The 22,596-nt window shown below is 29.9% G+C and carries 22 protein-coding genes; 14 read left to right on the forward strand and 8 right to left on the reverse strand.

The genetic code is table 11. The annotated features are described in order from the left end of the window. Positions 1-48: 48 nt before the first annotated feature. From AAC008_RS14230 to AAC008_RS14250, 5 genes are all read right to left on the reverse strand, one after another. On the reverse strand, positions 49-624 hold the full coding sequence (locus tag AAC008_RS14230) for a PhnA domain-containing protein (RefSeq protein WP_339890115.1): 576 nt from the start codon (positions 622-624) through the stop codon (positions 49-51). Positions 625-634: 10 nt separating this feature from the next. After that, positions 635-1,132, reverse strand: a complete 498-nt coding sequence (locus AAC008_RS14235) for a DUF6646 family protein (protein WP_339890117.1) — start codon at positions 1,130-1,132, stop codon at positions 635-637. 47 nt (positions 1,133-1,179) lie between these two features. After that, positions 1,180-1,908 (reverse strand): metallophosphoesterase family protein, encoded by a 729-nt coding sequence (locus AAC008_RS14240; protein WP_339890118.1) that lies wholly within the window; start codon positions 1,906-1,908, stop codon positions 1,180-1,182. After that, positions 1,901-3,049 carry an ATP-binding protein gene (locus tag AAC008_RS14245; protein WP_339890119.1) on the reverse strand — a complete coding sequence of 383 codons (1,149 nt, stop codon included), beginning with the start codon at positions 3,047-3,049 and terminating at the stop codon, positions 1,901-1,903. Before AAC008_RS14245 ends, AAC008_RS14240 begins: the two co-directional genes overlap by 8 nt. Before the next feature lie 88 nt (positions 3,050-3,137). Further along, positions 3,138-4,007: an aldo/keto reductase gene (locus AAC008_RS14250; protein WP_339890121.1), complete on the reverse strand. Its 870-nt coding sequence runs from the start codon at positions 4,005-4,007 to the stop codon at positions 3,138-3,140. Positions 4,008-4,196: 189 nt separating this feature from the next. On the opposite strand from AAC008_RS14250, the gene AAC008_RS14255 reads away from it, so the two are divergent. The 9 genes from AAC008_RS14255 to AAC008_RS14295 all read left to right on the forward strand — a co-directional run bounded on the left by AAC008_RS14255 (position 4,197) and on the right by AAC008_RS14295 (position 13,616). Continuing rightward, complete coding sequence (locus tag AAC008_RS14255; RefSeq protein WP_339890122.1) at positions 4,197-5,201, forward strand: MoxR family ATPase; 1,005 nt, start codon at positions 4,197-4,199, stop codon at positions 5,199-5,201. Between the two features lie 80 nt (positions 5,202-5,281). Continuing rightward, positions 5,282-6,145 (forward strand): DUF58 domain-containing protein, encoded by an 864-nt coding sequence (locus AAC008_RS14260; RefSeq protein ID WP_339890123.1) that lies wholly within the window; start codon positions 5,282-5,284, stop codon positions 6,143-6,145. Between the two features lie 46 nt (positions 6,146-6,191). Next, positions 6,192-7,802: a hypothetical protein gene (locus AAC008_RS14265; RefSeq protein ID WP_339890125.1), complete on the forward strand. Its 1,611-nt coding sequence runs from the start codon at positions 6,192-6,194 to the stop codon at positions 7,800-7,802. Beyond that, a complete protein-coding gene (locus tag AAC008_RS14270) occupies positions 7,802-8,806 on the forward strand; it encodes a VWA domain-containing protein (RefSeq protein ID WP_339890127.1) in 1,005 nt (334 codons plus the stop codon). Before AAC008_RS14265 ends, AAC008_RS14270 begins: the two co-directional genes overlap by 1 nt. A gap of 1 nt (position 8,807) precedes the next feature. Next, positions 8,808-9,848 carry a VWA domain-containing protein gene (locus AAC008_RS14275; protein ID WP_339890128.1) on the forward strand — a complete coding sequence of 347 codons (1,041 nt, stop codon included), beginning with the start codon at positions 8,808-8,810 and terminating at the stop codon, positions 9,846-9,848. Further along, complete coding sequence (locus tag AAC008_RS14280) at positions 9,841-10,536, forward strand: tetratricopeptide repeat protein (RefSeq protein WP_339890130.1); 696 nt, start codon at positions 9,841-9,843, stop codon at positions 10,534-10,536. Before AAC008_RS14275 ends, AAC008_RS14280 begins: the two co-directional genes overlap by 8 nt. A 54-nt stretch (positions 10,537-10,590) precedes the next feature. Continuing rightward, a complete protein-coding gene (locus AAC008_RS14285; protein ID WP_339890132.1) occupies positions 10,591-12,372 on the forward strand; it encodes a BatD family protein in 1,782 nt (593 codons plus the stop codon). A 4-nt stretch (positions 12,373-12,376) separates the two neighbouring features. Next, the gene (locus AAC008_RS14290) at positions 12,377-13,144 is read left to right on the forward strand and encodes a tetratricopeptide repeat protein (protein WP_339890134.1); all 768 of its coding nucleotides are present in this window, start codon (positions 12,377-12,379) and stop codon (positions 13,142-13,144) included. Positions 13,145-13,163: 19 nt separating this feature from the next. Next, positions 13,164-13,616, forward strand: a complete 453-nt coding sequence (locus tag AAC008_RS14295) for a cytochrome c oxidase assembly factor Coa1 family protein (protein ID WP_339890136.1) — start codon at positions 13,164-13,166, stop codon at positions 13,614-13,616. Between the two features lie 23 nt (positions 13,617-13,639). Here the strand turns inward: AAC008_RS14295 and AAC008_RS14300 are convergent, their stop codons facing one another. After that, complete coding sequence (locus AAC008_RS14300; RefSeq protein WP_339890137.1) at positions 13,640-14,158, reverse strand: CvpA family protein; 519 nt, start codon at positions 14,156-14,158, stop codon at positions 13,640-13,642. A 151-nt stretch (positions 14,159-14,309) separates the two neighbouring features. Here AAC008_RS14300 and AAC008_RS14305 point away from each other — a divergent pair, with 151 nt between their 5' ends. The 5 genes from AAC008_RS14305 (at position 14,310) to AAC008_RS14325 (ending at position 20,065) form a co-directional block, all read left to right on the forward strand. Then, positions 14,310-14,666 (forward strand): hypothetical protein, encoded by a 357-nt coding sequence (locus AAC008_RS14305; RefSeq protein ID WP_339890139.1) that lies wholly within the window; start codon positions 14,310-14,312, stop codon positions 14,664-14,666. Between the two features lie 97 nt (positions 14,667-14,763). After that, on the forward strand, positions 14,764-15,783 hold the full coding sequence (pheS, locus tag AAC008_RS14310) for a phenylalanine--tRNA ligase subunit alpha (protein ID WP_339890141.1): 1,020 nt from the start codon (positions 14,764-14,766) through the stop codon (positions 15,781-15,783). A 54-nt stretch (positions 15,784-15,837) separates the two neighbouring features. Continuing rightward, positions 15,838-16,245: a hypothetical protein gene (locus AAC008_RS14315; protein WP_339890143.1), complete on the forward strand. Its 408-nt coding sequence runs from the start codon at positions 15,838-15,840 to the stop codon at positions 16,243-16,245. A gap of 105 nt (positions 16,246-16,350) precedes the next feature. Then, positions 16,351-17,175: a hypothetical protein gene (locus tag AAC008_RS14320; protein WP_339890144.1), complete on the forward strand. Its 825-nt coding sequence runs from the start codon at positions 16,351-16,353 to the stop codon at positions 17,173-17,175. Positions 17,176-17,275: 100 nt separating this feature from the next. Next, complete coding sequence (locus AAC008_RS14325) at positions 17,276-20,065, forward strand: GH92 family glycosyl hydrolase (protein ID WP_339890145.1); 2,790 nt, start codon at positions 17,276-17,278, stop codon at positions 20,063-20,065. Positions 20,066-20,135: 70 nt separating this feature from the next. Here AAC008_RS14325 and AAC008_RS14330 read toward each other — a convergent pair whose 3' ends face one another. Next, positions 20,136-21,131, reverse strand: a complete 996-nt coding sequence (locus AAC008_RS14330; RefSeq protein ID WP_339890146.1) for an NAD(P)H-dependent glycerol-3-phosphate dehydrogenase — start codon at positions 21,129-21,131, stop codon at positions 20,136-20,138. A gap of 283 nt (positions 21,132-21,414) precedes the next feature. After that, the gene (locus AAC008_RS14335) at positions 21,415-22,593 is read right to left on the reverse strand and encodes an iron-containing alcohol dehydrogenase (RefSeq protein WP_339890148.1); all 1,179 of its coding nucleotides are present in this window, start codon (positions 22,591-22,593) and stop codon (positions 21,415-21,417) included. Positions 22,594-22,596 lie beyond the last annotated feature (3 nt).

Here is a 22,596-nt window from a genome sequence, read left to right on the forward strand (position 1 = left end):
CCCTAACTCAATTGAATTAGGGATTTTTTTATGGATATTAATTTGATATTATTTTGTCTTCTTTACATATTGTGTTAAAATAACAATGTGTTGGTTTTCAACTCTTCCTTCAATATGTTCTGGGTTGTCCCAAACCAATTTGATGTTGTGAACAGCTGCTCCACGTTTTGCAGTAAAATTAGCACCTTTCACATCTAAATCCTTGATTAAAACAACAGAATCACCATCATTTAGAATGTGTCCATTACTGTCTTTGTGAATTATTTTCTCTTCATCATCATCAGCTTCACCAGTAGCTTTTGCCCATTCTAAAGCATCTTCATCAAGATACATCATTTCTAACATATCTATGTTTTTTAACCTAGCGTGCATTCTCCAAGAAACGATTTGAACTGGAAGATTTTCATTCCACATGCTATCACTTAAACCTCTCCAATCATTTGAATCAGTTGTCTCAGGGTTTTCTATTTGGTCTTTTAATTTTTGAGAAATTAAAATGCAGTTTTCAGGAGTTTCTTCTGTTTTTGGTTCAATTAAATAAGCGACTAAATTCTCATCAGAACCACTAATTTCACATACAGAACCACTTCTGTCTTTTAATCTCTTTTCAGTAACTATGTCCATTATGTTTTTATTATTGTAAATTGAAACTAGCACCAATATTAAAAGTAAATTGATTGTTATATTTATCAAATCCTACTAAATCAGTTTTATAACTTGCAATTGGAAAACCTGCTTCAGAATAAACCCCAAATCCATCTGTAAAGAAATAACGTATACCAACATGACCACCAAAATTCCTTAACCCTAAACTTAATCCAGGGTATATGTCTACAGCATCGCTAATGTTTAATACATTTCCAATATTAGCATTAAAACGAACCTTAATGTCAGCTCTATCTTCAAAATCAGGTTTAACGTCAGCGATTTTTTCAGCATTTAATAAGTATACAGCTGCAAAACCAAAAGACATATTTTCTCCTAAGCCAAAATCAGTTGTGACGTTAACTCCTGTTCCGTTTTCTTGCATATTAGCACCTACTTGAAACTTTACGTCTCCTTTTCCTTTAAAAACTTGAGCGTTAGTAGTAAACGCAATTAAGATAATAATTAGAGTAGTGATTTTTTTCATTTGTTTTTTTATTTAAATAAATATAGTACAAAGATAACAAGTTAAATTTAATTACGACCGTTTTCATTAGTATACAAATCAACTAATGATTCACTTTGCCAAAATTCTTTAGAATCAACATCTAAAATAGTTAACGGACCAGTAAAAGCAGCACCAGTATCAATATTCCAAACACAAGCTTTATTAATTGGAATTGTTTGATTTATTTTTGTGGTTGGTGTGTGTCCAATGTATATTTCTTTATATAATTTTAATCGACTTGGATATAAATCACTATTAAAAGGAATATTTTCATCTAAAGCTAAAGCCATTTCCCATAAAGTTCTATCCCAATAAAATAAAGGTTTGAAAAACTCAAATTCAATTCCTTTCAAATTTGTAAATCCAGCATGAATAAATAATCTGTTTTTATCATCTAAATAATAAGGTTCTAAAGCTTCAAGGAAGTTAACATGAATTTGTTTAGTTGTTGAATCTATTGCTTCATAACCTTCAACAGTTGATCTTCCACCATGTAAAAACCATTCTTCTTTATAGGTGTTTGTTTTAAGGTAGTTTAACAATAAATCATCATGATTTCCTCTGATAAAATGACATTTTTGTTGTTGATTTAGTACGATTAAAAAATCTAAAACTTCAGGTGATTCACTCCAACCATCTACATAATCTCCTAAAAATATTAATGTATCATTTTGGGTAACATCTGCTCTTTCTAAAACTTGTTTTAAAGCTTTTAATCCACCATGAATGTCACCTATTACTAATTTTCTATTCATTTTTATTATATTTCATTTTTCTCAAAACGCGCAATGCTTCTTTAAAAGCGATGTAAACTTCGGGATTTTCATATTGTTTTAAAACTAATTTAGCATCTATTAACTTTTGTTTGGCTTCCTTAAAATCATTCAAATAACAAATCATTAAAATAGATGGAATATTTTCTACATCTCTTTTTTCTTGACTGTTTAATGAATTTTCATTTATCATTTTTTGAATCAAAACTAAAGTAGCATTATAAATGTGAAATAACATTTTTCGATTATATTGTGGTGGTTCAAACAAAAATTCGGAATCCATTTTGTAATAACCATTATCAAAAAAAGTGATTTTTAATTTTTCTAAAGGATAATAACTGGTTTTGTCATTCAGTCCTAATTGAACATATTCAGTTATTGTAAAAGACTCATTATCAAATGAAATACTGATTTCATCTAAAGCGGAATAAAACAATTTTACTTGCTCATTTACCAACTCAATATCAACTCTTGAATAATAAGTTTTATCTTTTATTTTCTTTTTATTTCCAGCCCAACAAACGACGAAAAGCTCTTTAAAAACTTTATATTCTGATGGTAAATCTTTGTGTGAAACATTTATAAAATGCAAAACACTTTCTAATGTATGTTCAATACTATTTCTCGAATTATTCTCAATGCTAATTACAGTTTCTGTATTTATTTTTGAAAAAGCTACTTTTTCATCAGTTGGCATTGTGTTGCTTCCAACTCTTATATAAGTTGAATTTGCTAGAATTGTATGAATGTTTTTCTTGAACTTTGAAACCTTTCCATTTGGCTTTATTGAAACTAAACCAACAACTTTATCAATTGGTAAATTAGGAAAAGGTACATTTTCATATTGAATTTTTGGAGGATTTTCTAAATAAGCATTTACCAGGTTTTGAATTCGACTATCATCAAAAAAATCATCACCAACAATTTCATTGGTTTCATCTTCAACTCCAACAACAATAAAGGAAGTGTTAGTAGGATTTGAATTAGATAAAGCACAAATATGTTTCAAAAATTTTGCTTTTCCTTCTTTAGAATGTAGGTTTAATTGACGCTTTTTGTCATAAAAACTGTTCTCATCATTGTGAGCTAGTAAATTTTTGACAAGTAAGCGTTTATTAATCATTTGAATTTAAGATTTAAGATTAACGAATTTTGATTGTAGAGTGTTGTATTTCTAAAATCAAAAATCTTTACTCTTCATTCATCAATCATTAAGGCACTCTATTTCCCATGCTTTCTGTCCAAATAGCAAACCAATCTTCTAAATCTAACTTTAAAGAAGATGCTTTATTTAATTGTGGAATTCTAGTCAAATTTGTTGTTCCAACTGCAGGAATAATATTGGAAGGATGTTGTAAAATCCAAGCTAATAAAATTAAATCTGAAGACACTTCGTATTTGCTGACTAAAGTTGTTAGTAATTTTTTTAACCTTCTTGTTTGTTCTGTATCTTCTTTAAACATTGAGCCTAATGGATTCCAAGCTAGTGGAGTTATATTATTTGATTGCATATAATCTAAACTTCCATCTAACATAGCTTCAAAATGCGTGGCCGAAAACTGAATTTGGTTAAATTCTACATTTACACTTTTTTGTAATAATTCTGTTTGAGAATTCGTAAAGTTTGAAACTCCAAAAGATAAAATTTTCCCTTGTGATTTTAACTGTTCAACTGCTTTTGCAACTTCATCAACTCGCATTAAAGGACTTGGTCTGTGTAATAAAAACACATCTAAATAATCTGATTGTAAATTTTTTAATGAATTTTCAGCACTCCAAATGATATATTCAGCACTATAATCATAATGTTTAATGCCATAAGCTCTACTTTCAGAAGGATATTTTATGCCACATTTTGAAATTAATTGGATAGATTTTCTGTCAATTTTTGATTGTGAAAACGCTTTTCCAAATGACGCTTCTGTTGTATAGCCACCATAAATATCTGCATGGTCAAAAGAAGTAATATTTTGTGCTAAAAAAGTATGTATTAAAGTGGTCATTTCTTGTGTATTTAGATTTTTATCCCAAACACCCCAATTCATAACTCCAGCTACTATTGAAGAAAGTTTAATGCTCATTTTTATTGATTTTTTTAATTTTTTCTTAAAAGTATAAAACTAAATCATAAATCATTGCCAAATATGGCTATTTCAAATTATTTTTAACGCAATGTTAACAACATAAAAGCAAAAAAAATTACAATTTTGAAATGTTAAAATAAATAACAAAGTTTTACCTCGAAATATCGGTACTAAATTAAGAATAAAATGGAAGAAAACACAATGACTTTGGACATTAGAGCCATCAATGAAAAGATTGAAAGAGAAAGTGCTTTTATAGATTTGCTTACAATGGAAATGAATAAAACTATTGTTGGACAAAAACATATGATAGAACGATTGTTAATTGGCCTTTTAGGACAAGGACATATTTTATTAGAAGGAGTCCCTGGTTTAGCAAAAACTTTAGCAATTAATACTTTGGCAAATGCTGTTGAAGGAAGTTTCAGTAGAATTCAGTTTACTCCAGATTTGTTGCCAGCAGACGTTGTTGGAACCATGATTTACAACATGAAAGACAATGCTTTCTCAATAAAAAAAGGACCAATTTTTGCTAATTTCGTTTTAGCCGATGAGATTAACCGTGCTCCAGCAAAAGTACAATCTGCTTTATTAGAAGCGATGCAAGAGAAACAAGTAACCATTGGAGATACAACTTTCAAATTAGACAAGCCATTTTTTGTATTAGCCACACAAAATCCTGTGGAACAAGAAGGAACTTATCCTTTACCAGAAGCTCAAGTTGACCGTTTTATGCTTAAAACCGTTATCGATTATCCAAAAATGGATGAAGAACGAATGATAATGAAACAAAGTTTAATGGGTAATTATGATAAAATTAATCCAGTTGTTTCTGTAGAACAAATCAAACGTGCTCAAGAAGCAGTTAAAGAAGTTTACATGGATGAAAAGATTGAAAAATATATCTTGGATATTATTTTTGCAACTCGTTATCCAGAAAAATATAAATTAGAAAGTCTTAAACCATTAATCAGTTTTGGAGCTTCTCCTCGTGGAAGTATCAATTTAGCCATGGCATCAAAATGCTATGCTTTTATCAAACGAAGAGGTTATGTAATACCAGAAGATGTTCGTGCGGTTGTACATGATGTATTGCGTCACAGAATTGGAATTACTTACGAAGCTGAAGCTGAAAATGTAACTTCAGTAGATATTATAAATAAAATTGTAAACGAAATTGAAGTACCATAGTAGTAATTAGTAACTAGTAGTTAGTAATTAGCCAATGCTTTTACCAATCACTATTCACTATTCACTAATCACTAAAAAAAATGGATACAAAGGAAATTCTCAAAAAAGTACGTAAAATAGAAATCAAAACCCGAAGATTGAGTGATCATATCTTTTCGGGAGAATACCATACGCAGTTTAAAGGTCGTGGAATGACCTTTTCTGAAGTTCGTCAATATCAATTTGGTGACGATGTTAGAAGTATTGATTGGAATGTTACAGCAAAATACAACGAGCCTTATGTAAAAGTTTTTGAAGAAGAGCGTGAACTAAACATGATGCTATTAGTAGATTGTTCTGGCTCTGAAAGTTTTGGAACTAAAAATCAATTAAAAAGTGAAGTGATTGCTGAAATAGGAGCGACATTAGCTTTTTCTGCAACAAACAACAATGATAAAATAGGTTTGATATTATTTTCAGATGAAATTGAATTATTCATTCCTCCAAAAAAAGGAAAGTCTCATGTACTAAGAATTATTAGAGAGTTAATCGAGTTTCAGCCAAAAAGCAAGAAAACCGATTTGTCTCAAGCCTTAAAATTCTTATCAAGCATCATGAAGAAAAAAGCCATTGTTTTTGTGATTTCAGACTTTATGGTGAAAGATTATGAATCAACTTTGAAAATTGTTTCTAAAAAGCATGACATCACTGGAATAAGAGTTTTCGACCAAAGAGAAGAAAGTATTCCAAATATTGGATTAGTTCAAATGCTTGATGCAGAAACGAACGAATTGATGTACGTTAACACTAATTCAAAAAGATTACGATTAGATTACGAAATTAATCATAGAGAAAATGTAGATTATTTTAAAACTACTTTCTCAAAATCTGGAGCTGGAGTAATTCACTCAAGAGTTGATGAAAATTACGTAAAAAAACTATTAAGCTATTTCAAAGCAAGATAATGATTGAAGATTGATGATATTTGAATTTAGATTTTAGAATAAAAAAATGACAAAAAGAGTATACATATTATTTTTATTGATTTCAACTTTTGGGTTTTCTCAATCGATGACTTCAACTGTTGATTCTACAGAAATAAAAATTGGTTCACAGTTAAATTTAATACTAAAAGCAAAAGTAACTTTAAAAGATCACGTGGTTTTTCCAGAGCGAAAATTCATTGGTCGTATGGAAGTTTTAGAATCCTATCCAATTGATACAATTAAAGATAATGATAAGTTAGAATTAATTAAAAAATATGGTTTAACACAATTTGATTCTGGAGTTTATAAAATTCCAAGTATTGCTGTACGAATTAATAATAAAGAATACTTTTCAGATTCAACGACAATAAGAGTTAATGATGTAAAGGTTGATACTATTGTGCAACCAATGTTTGATATTAAACCAATTATTGAAGTCAAAAAACCAGCAAGTGATTGGTGGAAATATGTGTTATTTGCTCTTTTAGTAGTTGGATTAGGAGTTTTAGCTTATTTCATCATAAAAAGAATTCAGAAATACAAAAAAGAAGATTTTAAAGGTTTCGCTTCTCCTATAGAAAAAGCTTTGGTACATTCTGAAAATTTAGAAAAAAAGAGTCTTTGGCAGAATGGAAATGTAAAAGAGTATTATTCTGAATTAACTGATATTGCTCGTGTCTATATAGAAGAATCGCTTTCTGTTCCTGCTATGGAAAGTACTTCAAGCGAATTGTATAAAGCATTAAGAGCTGAGACAGGAAAAAGAAATATAAAAATTAGTCCTTCTTTATTAAATCAATTTAATGAAGTATTAAAAAATGCCGATTTAGTAAAATTTGCTAAATCACAACCTATTGCTTCGGAAATTGAAGAAAGTAAAATAATAATAAATGAGTTTTTATTATCCTTAGATAAAGCAACACCAAGAACGCAAGAAGAACAAGACAATCTGTTTCAAGAAGAAATTAGAATCAAGAAAGCTAAAAAGGATAAAGTAATTCGTGTTGTACTTTCTATTGTAGTTGTAGTCGTGTTTTTATTTATATCATTAATTGTATTTGCTAGAACCATAGCTTATGATTATTTGAAGGATAATTATATCGGTCACACCTCAAAAGAATTGTTAGAAAAAGAATGGGTGACATCAGAATATGGTGATCCTGCAATAAAAATTGAAACACCAAGAGTTTTAAAACGTACTGTTGACGAAAGAGTGCAGCAAAATTTACCACCAACTGTTAAGTCTGTTGGAAGATTTACATATGGAAGTTTGATTGATAACTTCTCAATAACATTAAATACAACTACTTTTAAAGATTCTGTAGCTTTAGATAAAGATGTAGCTATAGAAGCAGATATAAAATACTTAGAATCTGTTGGTGCAAAAAATATCTTAGTAAAAGTTGGTGATTACGAACCAAAGAAAGGGCTTTCAGGTAAAAAGGCCTACGGAACATTTACAGTAAATAATCCAATAGATAAAAAAGAGTATAAAATGGCTTATGAAATTGTGATTTTTGCGCAACCTAACTCAGCTCAAGAGTTCTTTTTAATCTATAAAGATGGCGATAAAGATGCTGAGAAGATGATGGAACGCGTAAGAAATTCTATCGAACTTAAAAAAAGCAGTCTATAATGGAAAATATAACCTTTTTAAATCCGCATTTTTTCTGGTTGTTTTTAACAATTCCACTAGCTATTGCTTGGCATTTTTATAACAAAAACAATAGAGATGCAAGTTTAAAAATAAGCTCAACAAAATCGTTTAAGAACAATCATTCTCTATTGTCTAAAGTAAAACCACTATTGTTTTACGTGCGATTGTTAGCTTTATCATTAATCATTTTAGCATTAGCAAGACCAAGAACAGTGGATGTTTCAGTAAGGCAAAAATCAACAAGTGGAATTGATATTGTAATGGCTATTGACGTTTCTGGAAGTATGTTAGCCAAAGACTTAAAACCAAATCGTTTAGATGCTCTTAAAAAAGTAGCTTCAAAGTTTGCTAACGATAGAATAAATGACCGAATTGGAATTGTAGTTTATGCAGGAGAAAGTTATACAAAAACGCCAGTTACTTCAGACGCATTAATTGTGCAACAAGCTATAAAATCTATCGAATATGATGATTCAATCATACAAGATGGAACAGGAATTGGTGTTGGATTAGCAACTGCAGTAAATCGTTTAAGAGAAAGTAAAGCTAAAAGCAGAATTATTATTTTATTGACTGATGGTGTAAATAATTCAGGAACAATTGATCCAAGAATGGCTGCAGATATTGCTAAAAAATACGGAATAAAAGTATATACAATAGGATTAGGAACAAACGGAAGAGCTATGTTTCCTTATGCAAAAGATCCAAGCGGAAAATTTTTATACCAAATGATGGATGTAGAAATTGACGAAGGTTTAATGAAAGAAATAGCTAAAAAAACGGATGGAATCTATTACAGAGCAACAAGTAATGAAAAATTAGAGGCTATTTATGACAACATTAATAAGCTTGAAAAGACAGAGATAAAAGAAAAAAAATTTACTAATTATAACGAATTGTTTAGACCATTACTACTTGTAGCTTGTGGTTTATTGTTAATAGAAGTACTATTAAGAAACACAATTTTAAGAGGATTTATATAAAATGTTTCAACTAGAAGAATCAAAATATTTGTATTTGTTGCTGATAGTGCCAATTGTGGTAGTGTTTTTTGTATTCAATTTTTATTGGAAAACACAAAAGCAAAAAGAGTTTGGTGATTTAGATTTGGTAAAAAAACTGATTCCAGAATATTCTGGTTTTAAGTCAATTCTAAAATTTTTATTTGTTGTTTTAGGATTAAGTGCTGTGATAATTGCTTTAGCAAATCCTAGATTAGGAACTAAAATGGAAACCATAAAACGTGACGGAATTGATATTGTCTTTGCATTAGATGTTTCTAAAAGTATGTTAGCCGAAGATGTTGCGCCAAATCGTTTAGAAAAATCAAAACAAATCATCAACCAAATCATTAATAATTTACAAGGCGATAGAATTGGTTTGATAGCTTACGCTGGAAGTGCTTATCCGATTTTGCCAATGACATCTGATTATAGTATTGGAAAAATGTACTTGCAAAACGCGAATACTAATATGCTTTCATCGCAAGGGACAGCATTAAATCAAGCGATTAACCAAGCGATTAATTTCTTTGATGACGACCAACAAAGTAAGTTGCTGATTTTGATTTCTGATGGAGAAGATCATGGTGATGATTCAAAAGAAGCTTTAGAAATTGCTAAAGAAAAAGGCATAAAAATTGTAACTATAAGTGTTGGAACAACAAAAGGTGGACAAATTCCAATCAAAGAAAATGGCAAAATTTTAGGTTATAAAAAAGATTCAAACGGTGAAACAGTCATAACCAAAATGAATCCTGAAACTTTAAAACTTATTGCAGAAGCAACTAAAGGAAAATATCTAGACGGAAATAACACAAAATCAGTTGTAGATAATTTACAAATCGTTTTGAGTTCAATTGAGAAAAACGAATCAGAAACACAACAAATAGCAGAATTCAAAACACAATATCAGTGGTTTTTAGGTTTAGGATTTCTATTGTTATTTATAGATTTGCTGATGTTTGAAAGAAAAACAGCATGGTTTCAAAAATTAAATTTATTTAAAGAAAAAAGAGATGAATAGAATAATTGTTTATATAGTTTTACTAGTTTCTTCTTTTATTTTTGCACAAGAAGATCACAAAGATTTGTATAAAGGAAATGAATCTTTCAAAGGGAAGAAATACATTGCTTCTGAAGCAGATTATAGAGTTTCGGCTTCATCAGATAAAAATGTAAAAGCAGCTTCTTATTATAATTTGGGAAACAGTATTTATAGACTAAATCAACCAGGTGAAGCTAAATTTAATTTTTTTGAAGCAACTATTTCGGCTAAAACTAAAGAAGAAAAACACAAGGCATTTCACAATTTAGGAAACACTTTAATGCTCGAAAAAAATTATCAAGCAGCAGTTGAAACTTATAAAAATGCTTTACGCAATAATCCCTATGATGAACAAACACGTTACAATTATGCTTTGGCCAAAAAAATGCTAAAAGAAAATCCTCCAAAAAATAATGATGGAGGAAATGATAAGGAAAAAGATAAGGACAAAAATAAAGATCAGGATCAACAAGATAAAAAGGACAAAAAAGATCAAAATAAAGAAGGAGATAAAGAAGAAAAAGGAAACCCAAAACCTCAAGGAGAAGATAAACAGAAAATCGAAAATATCTTAGAAGCAGTTAATAACGCTGAAAAGAAAATTCAAGAAAAGGTTAATTCTCGCAAAGCAAAAGGAGTTCGTATTCAAACAGATAAAGACTGGTAATAAACAGATACTGAAATTCTGAAATAAATTCGGATCAAGTAAATTTAGCACATAATGAAAAAGATTTTTTTAATTTTCGCAATTTTAATCCAATACACTGCATTTGCTCAAGTAAAATTTGAAGCAGTTACAGACAAGGATATCTATGCTTTAAACGAAAAAATTTTATTAACCTACATCATTAATAATGACGGTGACAACTTTGATCCACCAAGACTTGATGGTTTTAGAGTAGAAGGTCCTTCAATTAGTAAAGGAAAGAATACTTCTATTACTATTGTTAATGGAAAAGTGAATAGTAGAAGAGAGATCTTTACTCAATTAAATTTTTTCCTTACACCAAAATCAAAAGGAACTTTCACCATTCAACCTGCAACGATTGAATACGAAGGAGTAATTTATAAATCAAATCCTGTTGTTGTTAAGATAGTTGACGCTATTCAAATGCCAGTTGATCCAAATGATCCTTTAGCTCAAGTTGGAGAAGGTGTCTTTTTAGTAGCAGATATTTCTAAACAAAACCCATATGTAAATGAACCTGTTACTGTGGTTTATAAAGTATATTTTGATCCAAGATATGGTGTAAATAATGTTCGTGAAACCGAAAATCCAGCCTATAACGGTTTTTGGAGTCAGTTTCAAGACATGAAAAACCTAAAAGCTGTTTTAGCAAAATACAATGGAAAAGATTATGCAATGGTAGAATGGAGAAAAGTAATACTATATCCATTAGAAGCAGGAAACAAAAACCTGGATCCTTTAACAATTACAATGGACGTAAATGTTCCAGTTAGAAGGACTTCTTACAGCGAAAGTCCCTATCAAACCGTAAGAAAAACTATTTCTGCAGGTGCAAGAGCTATAAATGTAAAGCCTTTACCAGAAGTTAATAAACCAATTGATTTTAAAGGAGCAGTTGGAGATTTTGCATTTAAAATTGTGCCGTCAAAAAAACAAGTAAAATATGGTGAATCATTAGATTTAGTTGTTGAAGTTTCAGGAAAAGGTAATTTAAAATTATTTGAATTACCAAAACTAGAATTACCATCAGCTTTTGATGTTTTCGAACCAAAACACAACGAAGAAGTTAATACACCTTTGTCTGGAATGATTGGAAAAATTTCAGATACGTACACAATTGTGCCTCAGACCAAAGGAAAATATCCAATAAAACCTTTAGTGTTTTCTTATTTTGACTTGAAATCTAATTCATACAAAACAATATCTTCAGAAGAATTTATAATTGATGTAATTGATGGGCCAGGTTTAGCAACAGTAGCTTCAAATGATCCAGAAAAACAAGACATCACAAAATCTGAAACTTTTCAATTTATTAATAGAAAAACCAATTTTGAACCTATAAACAAAAGCACACCTTTTGGTTCAAACATCTATTATTCATTACTACTATTACCTTTGTGTTTTATTCCGATTTTATTCATAGTGAAACGTAAAACTGACGAATATGTTAGCGATGAATATGGAAACAAAATTCGAATGAACAACAAATTAGCGAAGAAATATTTAGGAGAAGCGAAAAAACAATTAGGAAATAAAGTGCCTTTCTATTTAGCCATCGAAAAAGCATTACACAATTTCTTAAAAGCAAAACTGAATATAGAAACGTCTGAAATGGATAAAGAAAACATTCAACTATTGTTAGTACAGAAAAATGCTTCTCAAGAATCAGTTGCTAACTTTATCAATATAATGAAATCTGCTGAGTTTGCTAGATATGCACCTTCTTCAGACGATACTATGAAATTGGATTTTGAAAAAGCAGTAGAAAGTATATCTCTATTAGAAAAAGAATTAACTCAAACTAAATCAGTATAATAAAATGAAGAATTTAGTTTACATATTTATACTACTTATCCAATTTTCATTTGGACAAACAGCCGATGAATCTTCTCAAAAAGTGTTTGAGATTGCTAATGAAATGTATAAAAAAGGAGATTACGAAAATGCAATTCAGAAATACGAATACATTGAAAAAAGTCTAAAACAAGAATCTGCTGATTTGTATTTTAATTTAGGAAACTCCTATTACAAATTGAATAAAGTTGCTCCTTCTACTTATTATTATGAAAAAGCATTGTTGTTGGAACCTAATAATAAAGCCATAAAAACTAATTTAGCATTCGCCCAAAAAAGAACCATTGACAACATAAAAGTAATTGAGGAATTAGGATTTACTAGATTCATAAAAAGTGTAACTTCTGTATTTTCAATCAACACGTGGACATGGTTAAGTGTGATTTTTTCAGTGTTGACGTTGTTGAGTTTTGCTTTGTTTTTGTATAAAGAGGAATCAAACATCAAGCGTTTTTCTTTCGTCTCAATTTTCGTGGCTCTATTTTTAGTAATAGTTTCCTTTCTGTCGGCTAATTTCTTGACTAATTTTCAAAAAAAAGACAAACCAGCCATAATTTTTGAAGACACTGTTGAAGTAAAAGCCGAACCAAAAGAAGACGCAGACAACGCTTTCACACTTCATGAAGGAACAAAAGTCTTTGTGAAAGAAACATTAGACAATTACAAAAGAATTCAGCTTACTGATAAAACAGAAGGTTGGGTTTTGAGTAGTGCTATTAAAGAGGTAAGGTAGTTTAGTAAATTATTATGGGATGAATAATAACCTAATTGAGCATGAAAGTTGGTTTAAAAAGAATTGGAAATGGTTTGTTCCATTAACTGGAACGATGTTGATTCTAACGATTTCTTTGTTAATAATTGCATTTGGTTCAGTTTTAGGTAATTATTCAAAAGCTTACGCTGATCCGAAGCTTTATGAGTTAGCCTTGGAGAAAGTAAAACAAAATGAGAGAATAAATATTACTTTAGGAGAAATAGAGCCTATTAATAATATGTCAATTTTAAACGGTTCTGTAAATTATTCGGATGATAATAATTTAGTTAATTCAACAATAAAGATCACATGTGAAAAGGGAAAAGCTATGCTTGATATTTTAGCAGAGAGAAATAATAAAACATGGGATTACAAATTAATTACTGTGAGAATTAAAAGTCCGTTAGAAAAAAAAGAAACAATTGAAATTCTAAATTTAATAGAAGAATAATTTTTTCTGTTAACATTAAACTATTAATCACTGCCAACTGAAGACTGAACACTCTTCTCATACCATTCTTCAATTTGGGGATAAACAAACTCAGAAACTTTTTTTATAGGGTTATAAAACATAGAATTATCTAGTGTTTCTTGTTTTGCAATCATATTATTTACATTGATTTTTTCAAATAATAAAATTACAATACTTAATGCTAATATTGTTTTAATCATACTAAAAGCAGCACCAGCTAATTTATTAATCCAACCTAAAAAAGCAAAATCAGCAATCTTTGTTAAAACTTTAGCCAAAAGATGAATTCCAGCTACAACAGCAATAAAAGTCAGAGTAAAAGCTATAATTTCAACGTATTTTGGATCCCAAGAAAAATTATTTTCAATAATAGACTTTGCAAAGTCTGAAAATTTTAAGGCAACAAAAATTCCAGCTAATAAAGCTATTAAAGAAGCCAACTCAACAAAAAGTCCGTTTTTAATTCCTTTATATAAAGCATATCCTAGTAAAGCTGCAAAAACAATATCAATAAAACTCATAAATAGATAATAGTTGAATGAACAAAGATAAAAGAATTATCGAAAGTCAATTTACTAGTTACTATCTTTGCAGAAATTTGGTGATTGGTAAAAGTTAATGGATGAAAGGCAACCCATAACTCATAACCGATAACCTACAACCACAAAAAAAATGTCTAGAGACGAACAATTAAAAGAACGTTGGGAAAATGTAGTTTTACTATTATCAAACAAATTTGCTGATGGTGACACGCTAGATCTTGATGCCATTATATACCTAATAGGAGTTCAAGAATTAGGAAAATTCAACCAAGAATTCAAAAAAGATGAAAAAGTAAACCTAATGCACATAGCCATTTGTCGTTTGCTAGAACCTTATGGCTATTACGAATTTGATTATTTTGATGCTGAAGGTTGGCCTCACTTTACTGTAAAAGAAGAATTACCGACACTAAAAGCTGGTGAACAATCCGTATTAATGAAAGATGCTATTGTGAATTATTTTCTTGAAAAAGAAGTTATTAAGTAATTAGCTACTAGTAATTAGTGAATAGCAAAAAACTAATTACTAATCACTTTTCACTAATCACTAAAAAAACTTAACTTTGCCCTTTACAAAATGAACGATGATAGATAAGATTAAAATACACATTGAAGAAGCCAAAGCTTTCAATGCCGATAACAAAGAAAAACTTGAAGAATTTAGAATTAAATATCTAGGTAGTAAAGGTTTATTGAAAGAATTATTTGCCGAATTTAAAAATGTTCCTAACGAATTGAAAAAGGAATTCGGTCAAGTAATCAATCAATTGAAAACGACTGCCGAAGAAAAAGTAGCTTCTCTTCAAGAAGTTTTAGAGACTAAAGACGAAGCAAAAGGAACTTATGGCGATTTAACACGTCCAGGTGAACCAGTTGCTATTGGTTCCCGTCATCCTATTTCTATTGTAAAAAACCAAATCATTGATATTTTCTCAACTTTAGGATTCAATGTTTCCGAAGGACCAGAAATTGAAGATGATTGGCATAATTTCACAGCCTTAAATTTACCAGAATATCACCCAGCACGTGATATGCAAGATACTTTCTTTACACAAACGAATCCAGATTTGCTATTGCGTACACACACTTCATCAGTGCAAGTGCGTTATATGGAAAACAATAAACCGCCTATCAGAACTATTTCTCCAGGTCGTGTTTTTCGTAATGAAGCGGTTTCAGCTCGTTCTCATTGTATTTTCCATCAAGTGGAAGGATTGTACATCGACAAAGACGTGTCTTTTGCGGACTTAAAACAGACTTTGTTATACTTCACGAAAGAAATGTTCGGAAAATCAAAAATTCGTCTTAGACCTTCTTATTTTCCTTTTACTGAGCCTAGTGCAGAAATCGATATTTATTGGGGTTTAAAAACAGAAACAGACTACAGAATCACTAAAGGCACTGGTTGGTTAGAAATTGGTGGTTGTGGAATGGTTGATCCTAATGTTTTGAAAAACTGTGGAATTGATTCAGACGAATATTCAGGTTTCGCATTCGGAATGGGAGTGGAGCGTATAGCAATGCTTTTATACCAAATTGGTGACATCAGAATGTTTTATGAAAATGATGTTAGATTCTTAGAACAATTTAAAGCAACGATATAAAATTAATTACAACCCATCTAGGGTTTAAAACCCTAGATGGGTTAATTTTTAAATATGAAAGCAGACATAGAAATCCCAAAAGTAGAGAACGTATACATTGTTGCCATACAAGATTTTAGCGATGATTTTCAGGAAAATTGTTGGTATGCCTATTTATTAAATGCAACTGACGAAACACTAGAAATGGCGATGATTGTCTCAAAAGCTCACGGTTTAATTAATGGTGAAGAACGAAATACCATGCAACTACGTCATGCATTTGCAACACTTGCACCACAAACTGCTGTAAAAATGGAATTTTTAGAAAACAGCGTTTTACAATTGAATAACGAATTTTCATTGTCGTATTTTATTGGAAATAAGATGTATGATAAAAATTTTGTTTTTAAAGCCAACTCTATTAATACTAATGATCAAGTTGATTTACCAGCAATTAATAAACTTGGTGTAATTGGTGTTTAACTTTTTGGTTTCAATTTTATTCTTGTTTGTGTGTATGATAGATTAGAACAATTTGTTTAGGTGAGATTTTAAAAGTCTAGATATTTTAATTAATAAAAATTTAATATGAAGAAGATAATATTTTTATTAATTATTACTTTAAATGTTCAGTGCCAGAACAAAGAAATTATTATACCTCAACCTCCTCCTTACAGATTTTCTAATTTTAATGACACACCTGCTGAAGAATTAGCAAAAGCTGTTATGAATCAAGATTCAGTTTTAATCAAGTCAATTCTGGTTAAAGATAAAAGCTTAATTAACTATAAAGACCAAAAATATAATATGAATTTGTTTGCACTTGCAATTGTTAACAATAAAAGAATATCATTTGAAATTTTTTTAAAATACAATGTGAATGTTAATGAAATATATGGAATATATGATAAAAAAACTCCATTATTAATTGCAATTCAATATTTAGAGGATTGTAATTCATTTTTTATAGAAAGATTAGTAGTAAATGGATCAGATATAAATCAGAAAATTAAAGACTCAGATAATGATAAATTTTTACGAGAAAAAATTGCTTTATTTGAATTGACATCCATTCGTTCAGATTCAGGAGAGGCTTGTATAGATGTAGGTAAGTTTTTAATAACTAAAGGGGCGGATTTAAATATGTGTATTATAAATACTCCATTCACAAAGTGTTTTTCAATAATAGATATTTGTCTTAATAATAATAATATTGACTTACTTATTTATATATTTAAAGAAAATTTAGTAGAAATACCCAAAGAAATTGAATTAGAGTCTATTGATGGAATAGAGAAAGTTGATATTATAACTTATTTAAAAAGTGAAGAATTTGATTTTCCTTTTGCACCTGATTATAGAATAAAAAGAGATGAACTTATAAAGTTAATTCAGAACAAAAGAAAGCATTGATTTTGCAAGTTGAAACAAATATGATATTAGGTTTTTAAAAAATATAAATTGTATTCCTCATAAATTTTCCTCAATTTTATAGCAAATTAAAACCTATAAAATGAGGAATTTTCTTTTTTTAATACTTTTCATTACAAGCAGTGTATTTGCACAAGACTTTGCCAAACACGTAAACCCATTTATTGGAACTGGTGGTCACGGACATACTTTTCCTGGTGCGACAACACCTTATGGAATGGTTCAACTTTCTCCAGACACACGAATTGACGGAAGTTGGGACGGTTGTTCGGGCTATCATTATTCAGATAATGTTATTTATGGATTTTCACACACACATTTAAACGGAACTGGAGTTTCTGATTTTGGAGATATTATGTTAATGCCAACAATGGGTGAACCTTCTTTTGACAATAAAGAATATTCTTCTACATTTTCTCATGATAACGAAAAAGCATCAGCAGGATTTTATAGCGTAAAATTAGACAAACACAATATTGATGTAAGATTAACTGCATCAACAAGAGTGGGTTTTCATGAATATACTTTTAATGAAAAAGGTCAAGCAAATATCATTTTAGATTTAAATCATCGCGATAAATTATTGGAAGGTCATGTAAGGTATGTAAACGATAGGACTTGGGAAATTTTACGAAGAAGCGAAGCTTGGGCTCAAAATCAATACGTGTATGCAAGAATTGAGTTTGATAAACCAATGAAAATAAATAGTTTTAATTCTGAATTTAATGATAGAGAATTTCAATTTTTTGGAAATGAGGTTGCAGTATGTTTCTCTAAAAAAGTAAAAAAAGGAGAAAAAATAAATATAAAAGTGACTTTGTCTTCAACTAATTATTCAGGTACTTTATTAAACAGTTCTGAAATTAAACACTGGGATTTTGACAAAGTAAAGAAAGATGCTGAGGCATTATGGAACAAAGAATTATCTAAAATTGAAATCACTTCAAATGATAAAGAAAAATTAGCCATTTTCTATACAGCATTATATCACACGATGATGCAACCCAACATTGCACAAGATTTAGATGGAAAATATCGTGGTAGAGATAACGAAATTCACACTGCAGAAGGATTTGATTATTACACCGTTTTTTCACTTTGGGACACGTTTAGAGCAGCTCATCCTTTATATACTCTGATTGATAAAAAACGAACTTCAGATTATATCAATACTTTTATTAAACAATACGAACAAGGTGGAAGATTGCCTGTTTGGGAATTAGCTTCCAATGAAACCGATTGTATGATTGGATATCATTCTGTTTCTGTGATTGCAGATGCCATGGCAAAAGGAATTAAAGGTTATGATTACGAAAAAGCTTTTGAAGCAAGTAAAGCTTCAGCTATGAGAGATGTTTTAGGACTAAAAGCCTACAAAGAAAACGGCTTTATTTCTATGGATGATGATCATGAAAGTGTTTCAAAAACCGTTGAATATGCTTATGACGATTGGTGTATTGCTCAAATGGCTCAAATTTTAAATAAAAAAGAAGATTACGAATATTTCATGAAACGTTCTCAAAATTGGAAAAATATTTTCGATTGGAATACGGGTTTTATGCGTCCAAAGAAAAATGGTGGTTGGGACAAACCTTTTGATCCAAGAGAAGTCAATAATAATTTTACCGAAGGAAATTCATGGCAATATTCATTTTTTGTACCTCAAGATATTCCTGGAATGATAGAAGCTTATGGTGGAAATGAAAAATTTGAAGCCAAATTAGACGAAATGTTTAACAGTGAAAGCAAAACCACAGGAAGAGAACAAGTAGATGTGACAGGTTTAATTGGACAATATGCACATGGAAACGAACCTAGTCACCACATGGCTTATTTGTACAATTACGTGGGCAAACCCGAAAAAACAAAAGAAAAAGTACATTATATCTTAAACGAATTCTACAAAAACACACCAGATGGTTTAATAGGAAACGAAGATTGCGGACAAATGAGCGCTTGGTATGTTTTGAGTTCTATGGGAATTTATTCGATTACACCGGGACATCGTTTTAGTAATTGGACTGTAAGTAACCCTTTTTTCGATGAAATAAATGTAAAACTTGAAAATGGAAATAATGAAGTGATTAATAAAAAAATCAAACAGGATTATTCTATTTTTGGTTTTGAAGGAAGTTATTTAAGATTTTTTAAAAATTACAAGGATATAGTTCCTGTTCCAGTAATTGAAGCAGAAAGTAAATCTTTTAAAAGCATATTAAATATTTCCTTTGATTCTCAGAATAAGAAAACCGAATATTTTTACAGTATCAATGATTCTAACTTTAAAATATTTGATAAAAATTTAATTTTGGATAAATCAGCAATTATTAAATTTTATTCTGATGATGGTTTTGGAAAAATAAGCGACACCATTTCAGCTCAATTCTTCAAAAAACCAAATAATTACACAATTGACATCAAATCAAAATACAATCCACAATATCATGCTGGTGGTGATGCTGGTTTGTTAGACGGAATTTTTGGCAACGAAAACTGGAGAAAAGGTGAGTGGCAAGGATTTCAAAATCAAAACTTCGAATGTGTCGTAGACATGCAGTCGACTCATAAAATAACTTCAATTACATCAAATTACCTACAAGACACACGATCTTGGATTTTAATGCCAACCAAAGTAGATTACTATATTTCTGAAGATAATATCACATTTAAAAAAGTTGGAACAGTAGAAAATGTAGTTGATCCAAAAGAATATGAAACGGTTATAAAACCTTTTGAGCTTAAATTTAAAGCGCAAAAAGCTAGATATGTAAAAGTTGTTGCAACCAACTTTGGAAAATTACCAGAATGGCATCAAGGATTTCCATCCGATGGAGATGCTTTTATTTTTGTAGACGAAATAACAATTAAATAAATTTAAAAAACCCATTTAGAAATTAAGTTTTGTTTCTAAATGGGTTTTTTAAGTTCTGTGTTTTTTAAGCTTAATCTAATTTATCAGTCAATTTAGCAAATACTTTTTTAGCTTCTTTGCCTTCATATAGAATTTGGTAAACTGCATCAATAATTGGCGTTTTAGCTCCATATTCTTGATTCAATTTATAAGCACTGTTTGTTGCATAATACCCTTCAGCAACCATGCTCATTTCCATTTGTGCCGATTTAACCGTGTAGCCTTTTCCAATCATGTTTCCAAACATTCTATTTCTTGAGAATACGGAATAACCTGTAACCAATAAATCTCCTAAATAAGCAGAATCATTAATGTTACGTTTCATCTTGTGAACTTTTTTAATGAATTTCTTCATCTCACGAATTCCATTACTCATTAAAACCGATTGAAAATTATCTCCATAACCTAAACCATGAGCAATTCCGGCAGCGATAGCATAAATGTTTTTCAACATAGCTGCATATTCAGTTCCAATAATATCATCTGAAGTTTTTGCTTTGATATAATCTCCACTTAAGTTTTTTGCCATTGTTTTTGCTTTATCAACATCACCACAAGCAATAGTTAAATAAGACAAACGTTCTAGTGCAACTTCTTCAGCATGACAAGGACCAGTGATTACTCCAATATTTTCATAAGGAATATCATATTTTTTATGAAAATGTTCTCCAACAATCAAACTAGTTTCTGGAACAATTCCTTTAATGGCTGAAAAGATGACTTTGTCTTTTAAACTTTCGGTAAGGTTTTCTAATTCACCACTCAAAAAAGCAGAAGGAATAGCAAATATTACATAATCAGCAAATGCAACAGCTTCATTAATATCATTGGTTAGCCTAAGTTTTTTAATATCAAATTCAACTGAACTTAAATAATTAGGATTGTGTTTTTGATGTTTTAAGTGTTCAATAGCATAAACATTTCGCATATACCAAGCAATTTCTGATTGATTTTCACACAACATTTTGGCAATTGCCGTTGCCCAACTTCCACCACCAATAACTGCAAATTTTGGATTTGACTTCATTTCTAAATCGTTTAATTAATCAAAATTAGCAAATAAAAACGCATTATCAAACCTTATTGATAATACATGGAATTAAAGTTTAACAAAATTTTAAATTTCGTGGTGCAATTTAAAATACAACAAAGCGTTTTTAATGAAGTAATATGTTGAAAGTATTACGAATACATAAATTAAGTTGGGTTAAGTTAATTTTTGTTTTGGGGTTAGAAAAAAAGCGTTCAGGTATTGCCACTTGAACGCTTTTTGATTTTATAATCATCCAGCTAAAGCTGGACGTTATTCATTAATAACTCATCTCCACAATTTCTCTCACTTTTTCTGGAGTAATGTTTTGTTTTTCACCTAAAGCTTTCCAACCTCTTTCTTCAAAACGATTTACAATAAAGTCAGCCGTTTTTGCATAGTCTTCTGTGTTTTCAGATAATTTGGTTTTCATTCCCATAGTATGGAAAAATTCAACTGTTTTTTCAAGAGCTTTTTCAGCAATTTCTTCAGTTGAACCTTCTTGAATATTCCAAACACGTTTTCCGAATTGTGCTAATTTGTCTTTTTTAGTTTCAAACATTACCTTATATAAGTTTGGACCAATGATAGCTAATGTTCTAGCATGATCAATTTCGTATAAAGCTGTTAATTCGTGACCAATCATATGCGTTGCCCAATCTGACGGAACACCTTTTTGGATTAATCCGTTTAAAGCCATTGTAGCTGACCAAACGAAATTAGATGCTAATTTATAATCCGTTGGATTTTCAACAACATCTGGTCCAATTTCTACTAATGTTTGTAAAATTCCTTCTGCAATTCTGTCTTGTAAAAGAGCATCATGAGTATACGTTAAATATTGTTCCATTACGTGTGTAAATGCATCTACAACACCATTTTGTAACTGTCTTTTTGGTAAAGAAGTAATCACCATTGGATCAACAATAGAGAATTTTGGAAATAAAGCACTTCCACCTAAAGTTAATTTTTCTTGTGTTTCATTAATAGTTACTACTGCTCCTGAATTCATTTCTGAACCTGTTGCTGGTAACGTTAATACAGTTCCAAAAGGAATTACTTCAGATAAATCAGTGAATAATATTCTGTTTCTTAAAATTTCAGCAGCATCACCTTTATAGTTCACAGCTGCAGAAATGAATTTTGTTCCATCAATAACACTTCCACCACCAACTGCTAAAACGAATCCGATTTTTTGTTCGCGAACGATTTCAACAGCTTTCATTAAAGTTTCATATCTCGGATTTGGTTCTATTCCACCAAACTCTACGATATTATTTTCTTCAAACTGTGTTCCTAAAGCAGCTTTTACTTGGTCATAAACACCATTTTTAAAAATACTTCCACCACCATAAGTGATAAGAATTTTTGTATTTGCAGGTACTAAGTCTTTTAATTTTTCAATTTGTCCTTTTCCAAAGACATAATTTACTGGATTGTATAATTCGAAATTGTTCATTTT

The sequence above is a fragment of the uncultured Flavobacterium sp. genome (assembly GCF_963975515.1).
Lineage (GTDB): Bacteria > Bacteroidota > Bacteroidia > Flavobacteriales > Flavobacteriaceae > Flavobacterium.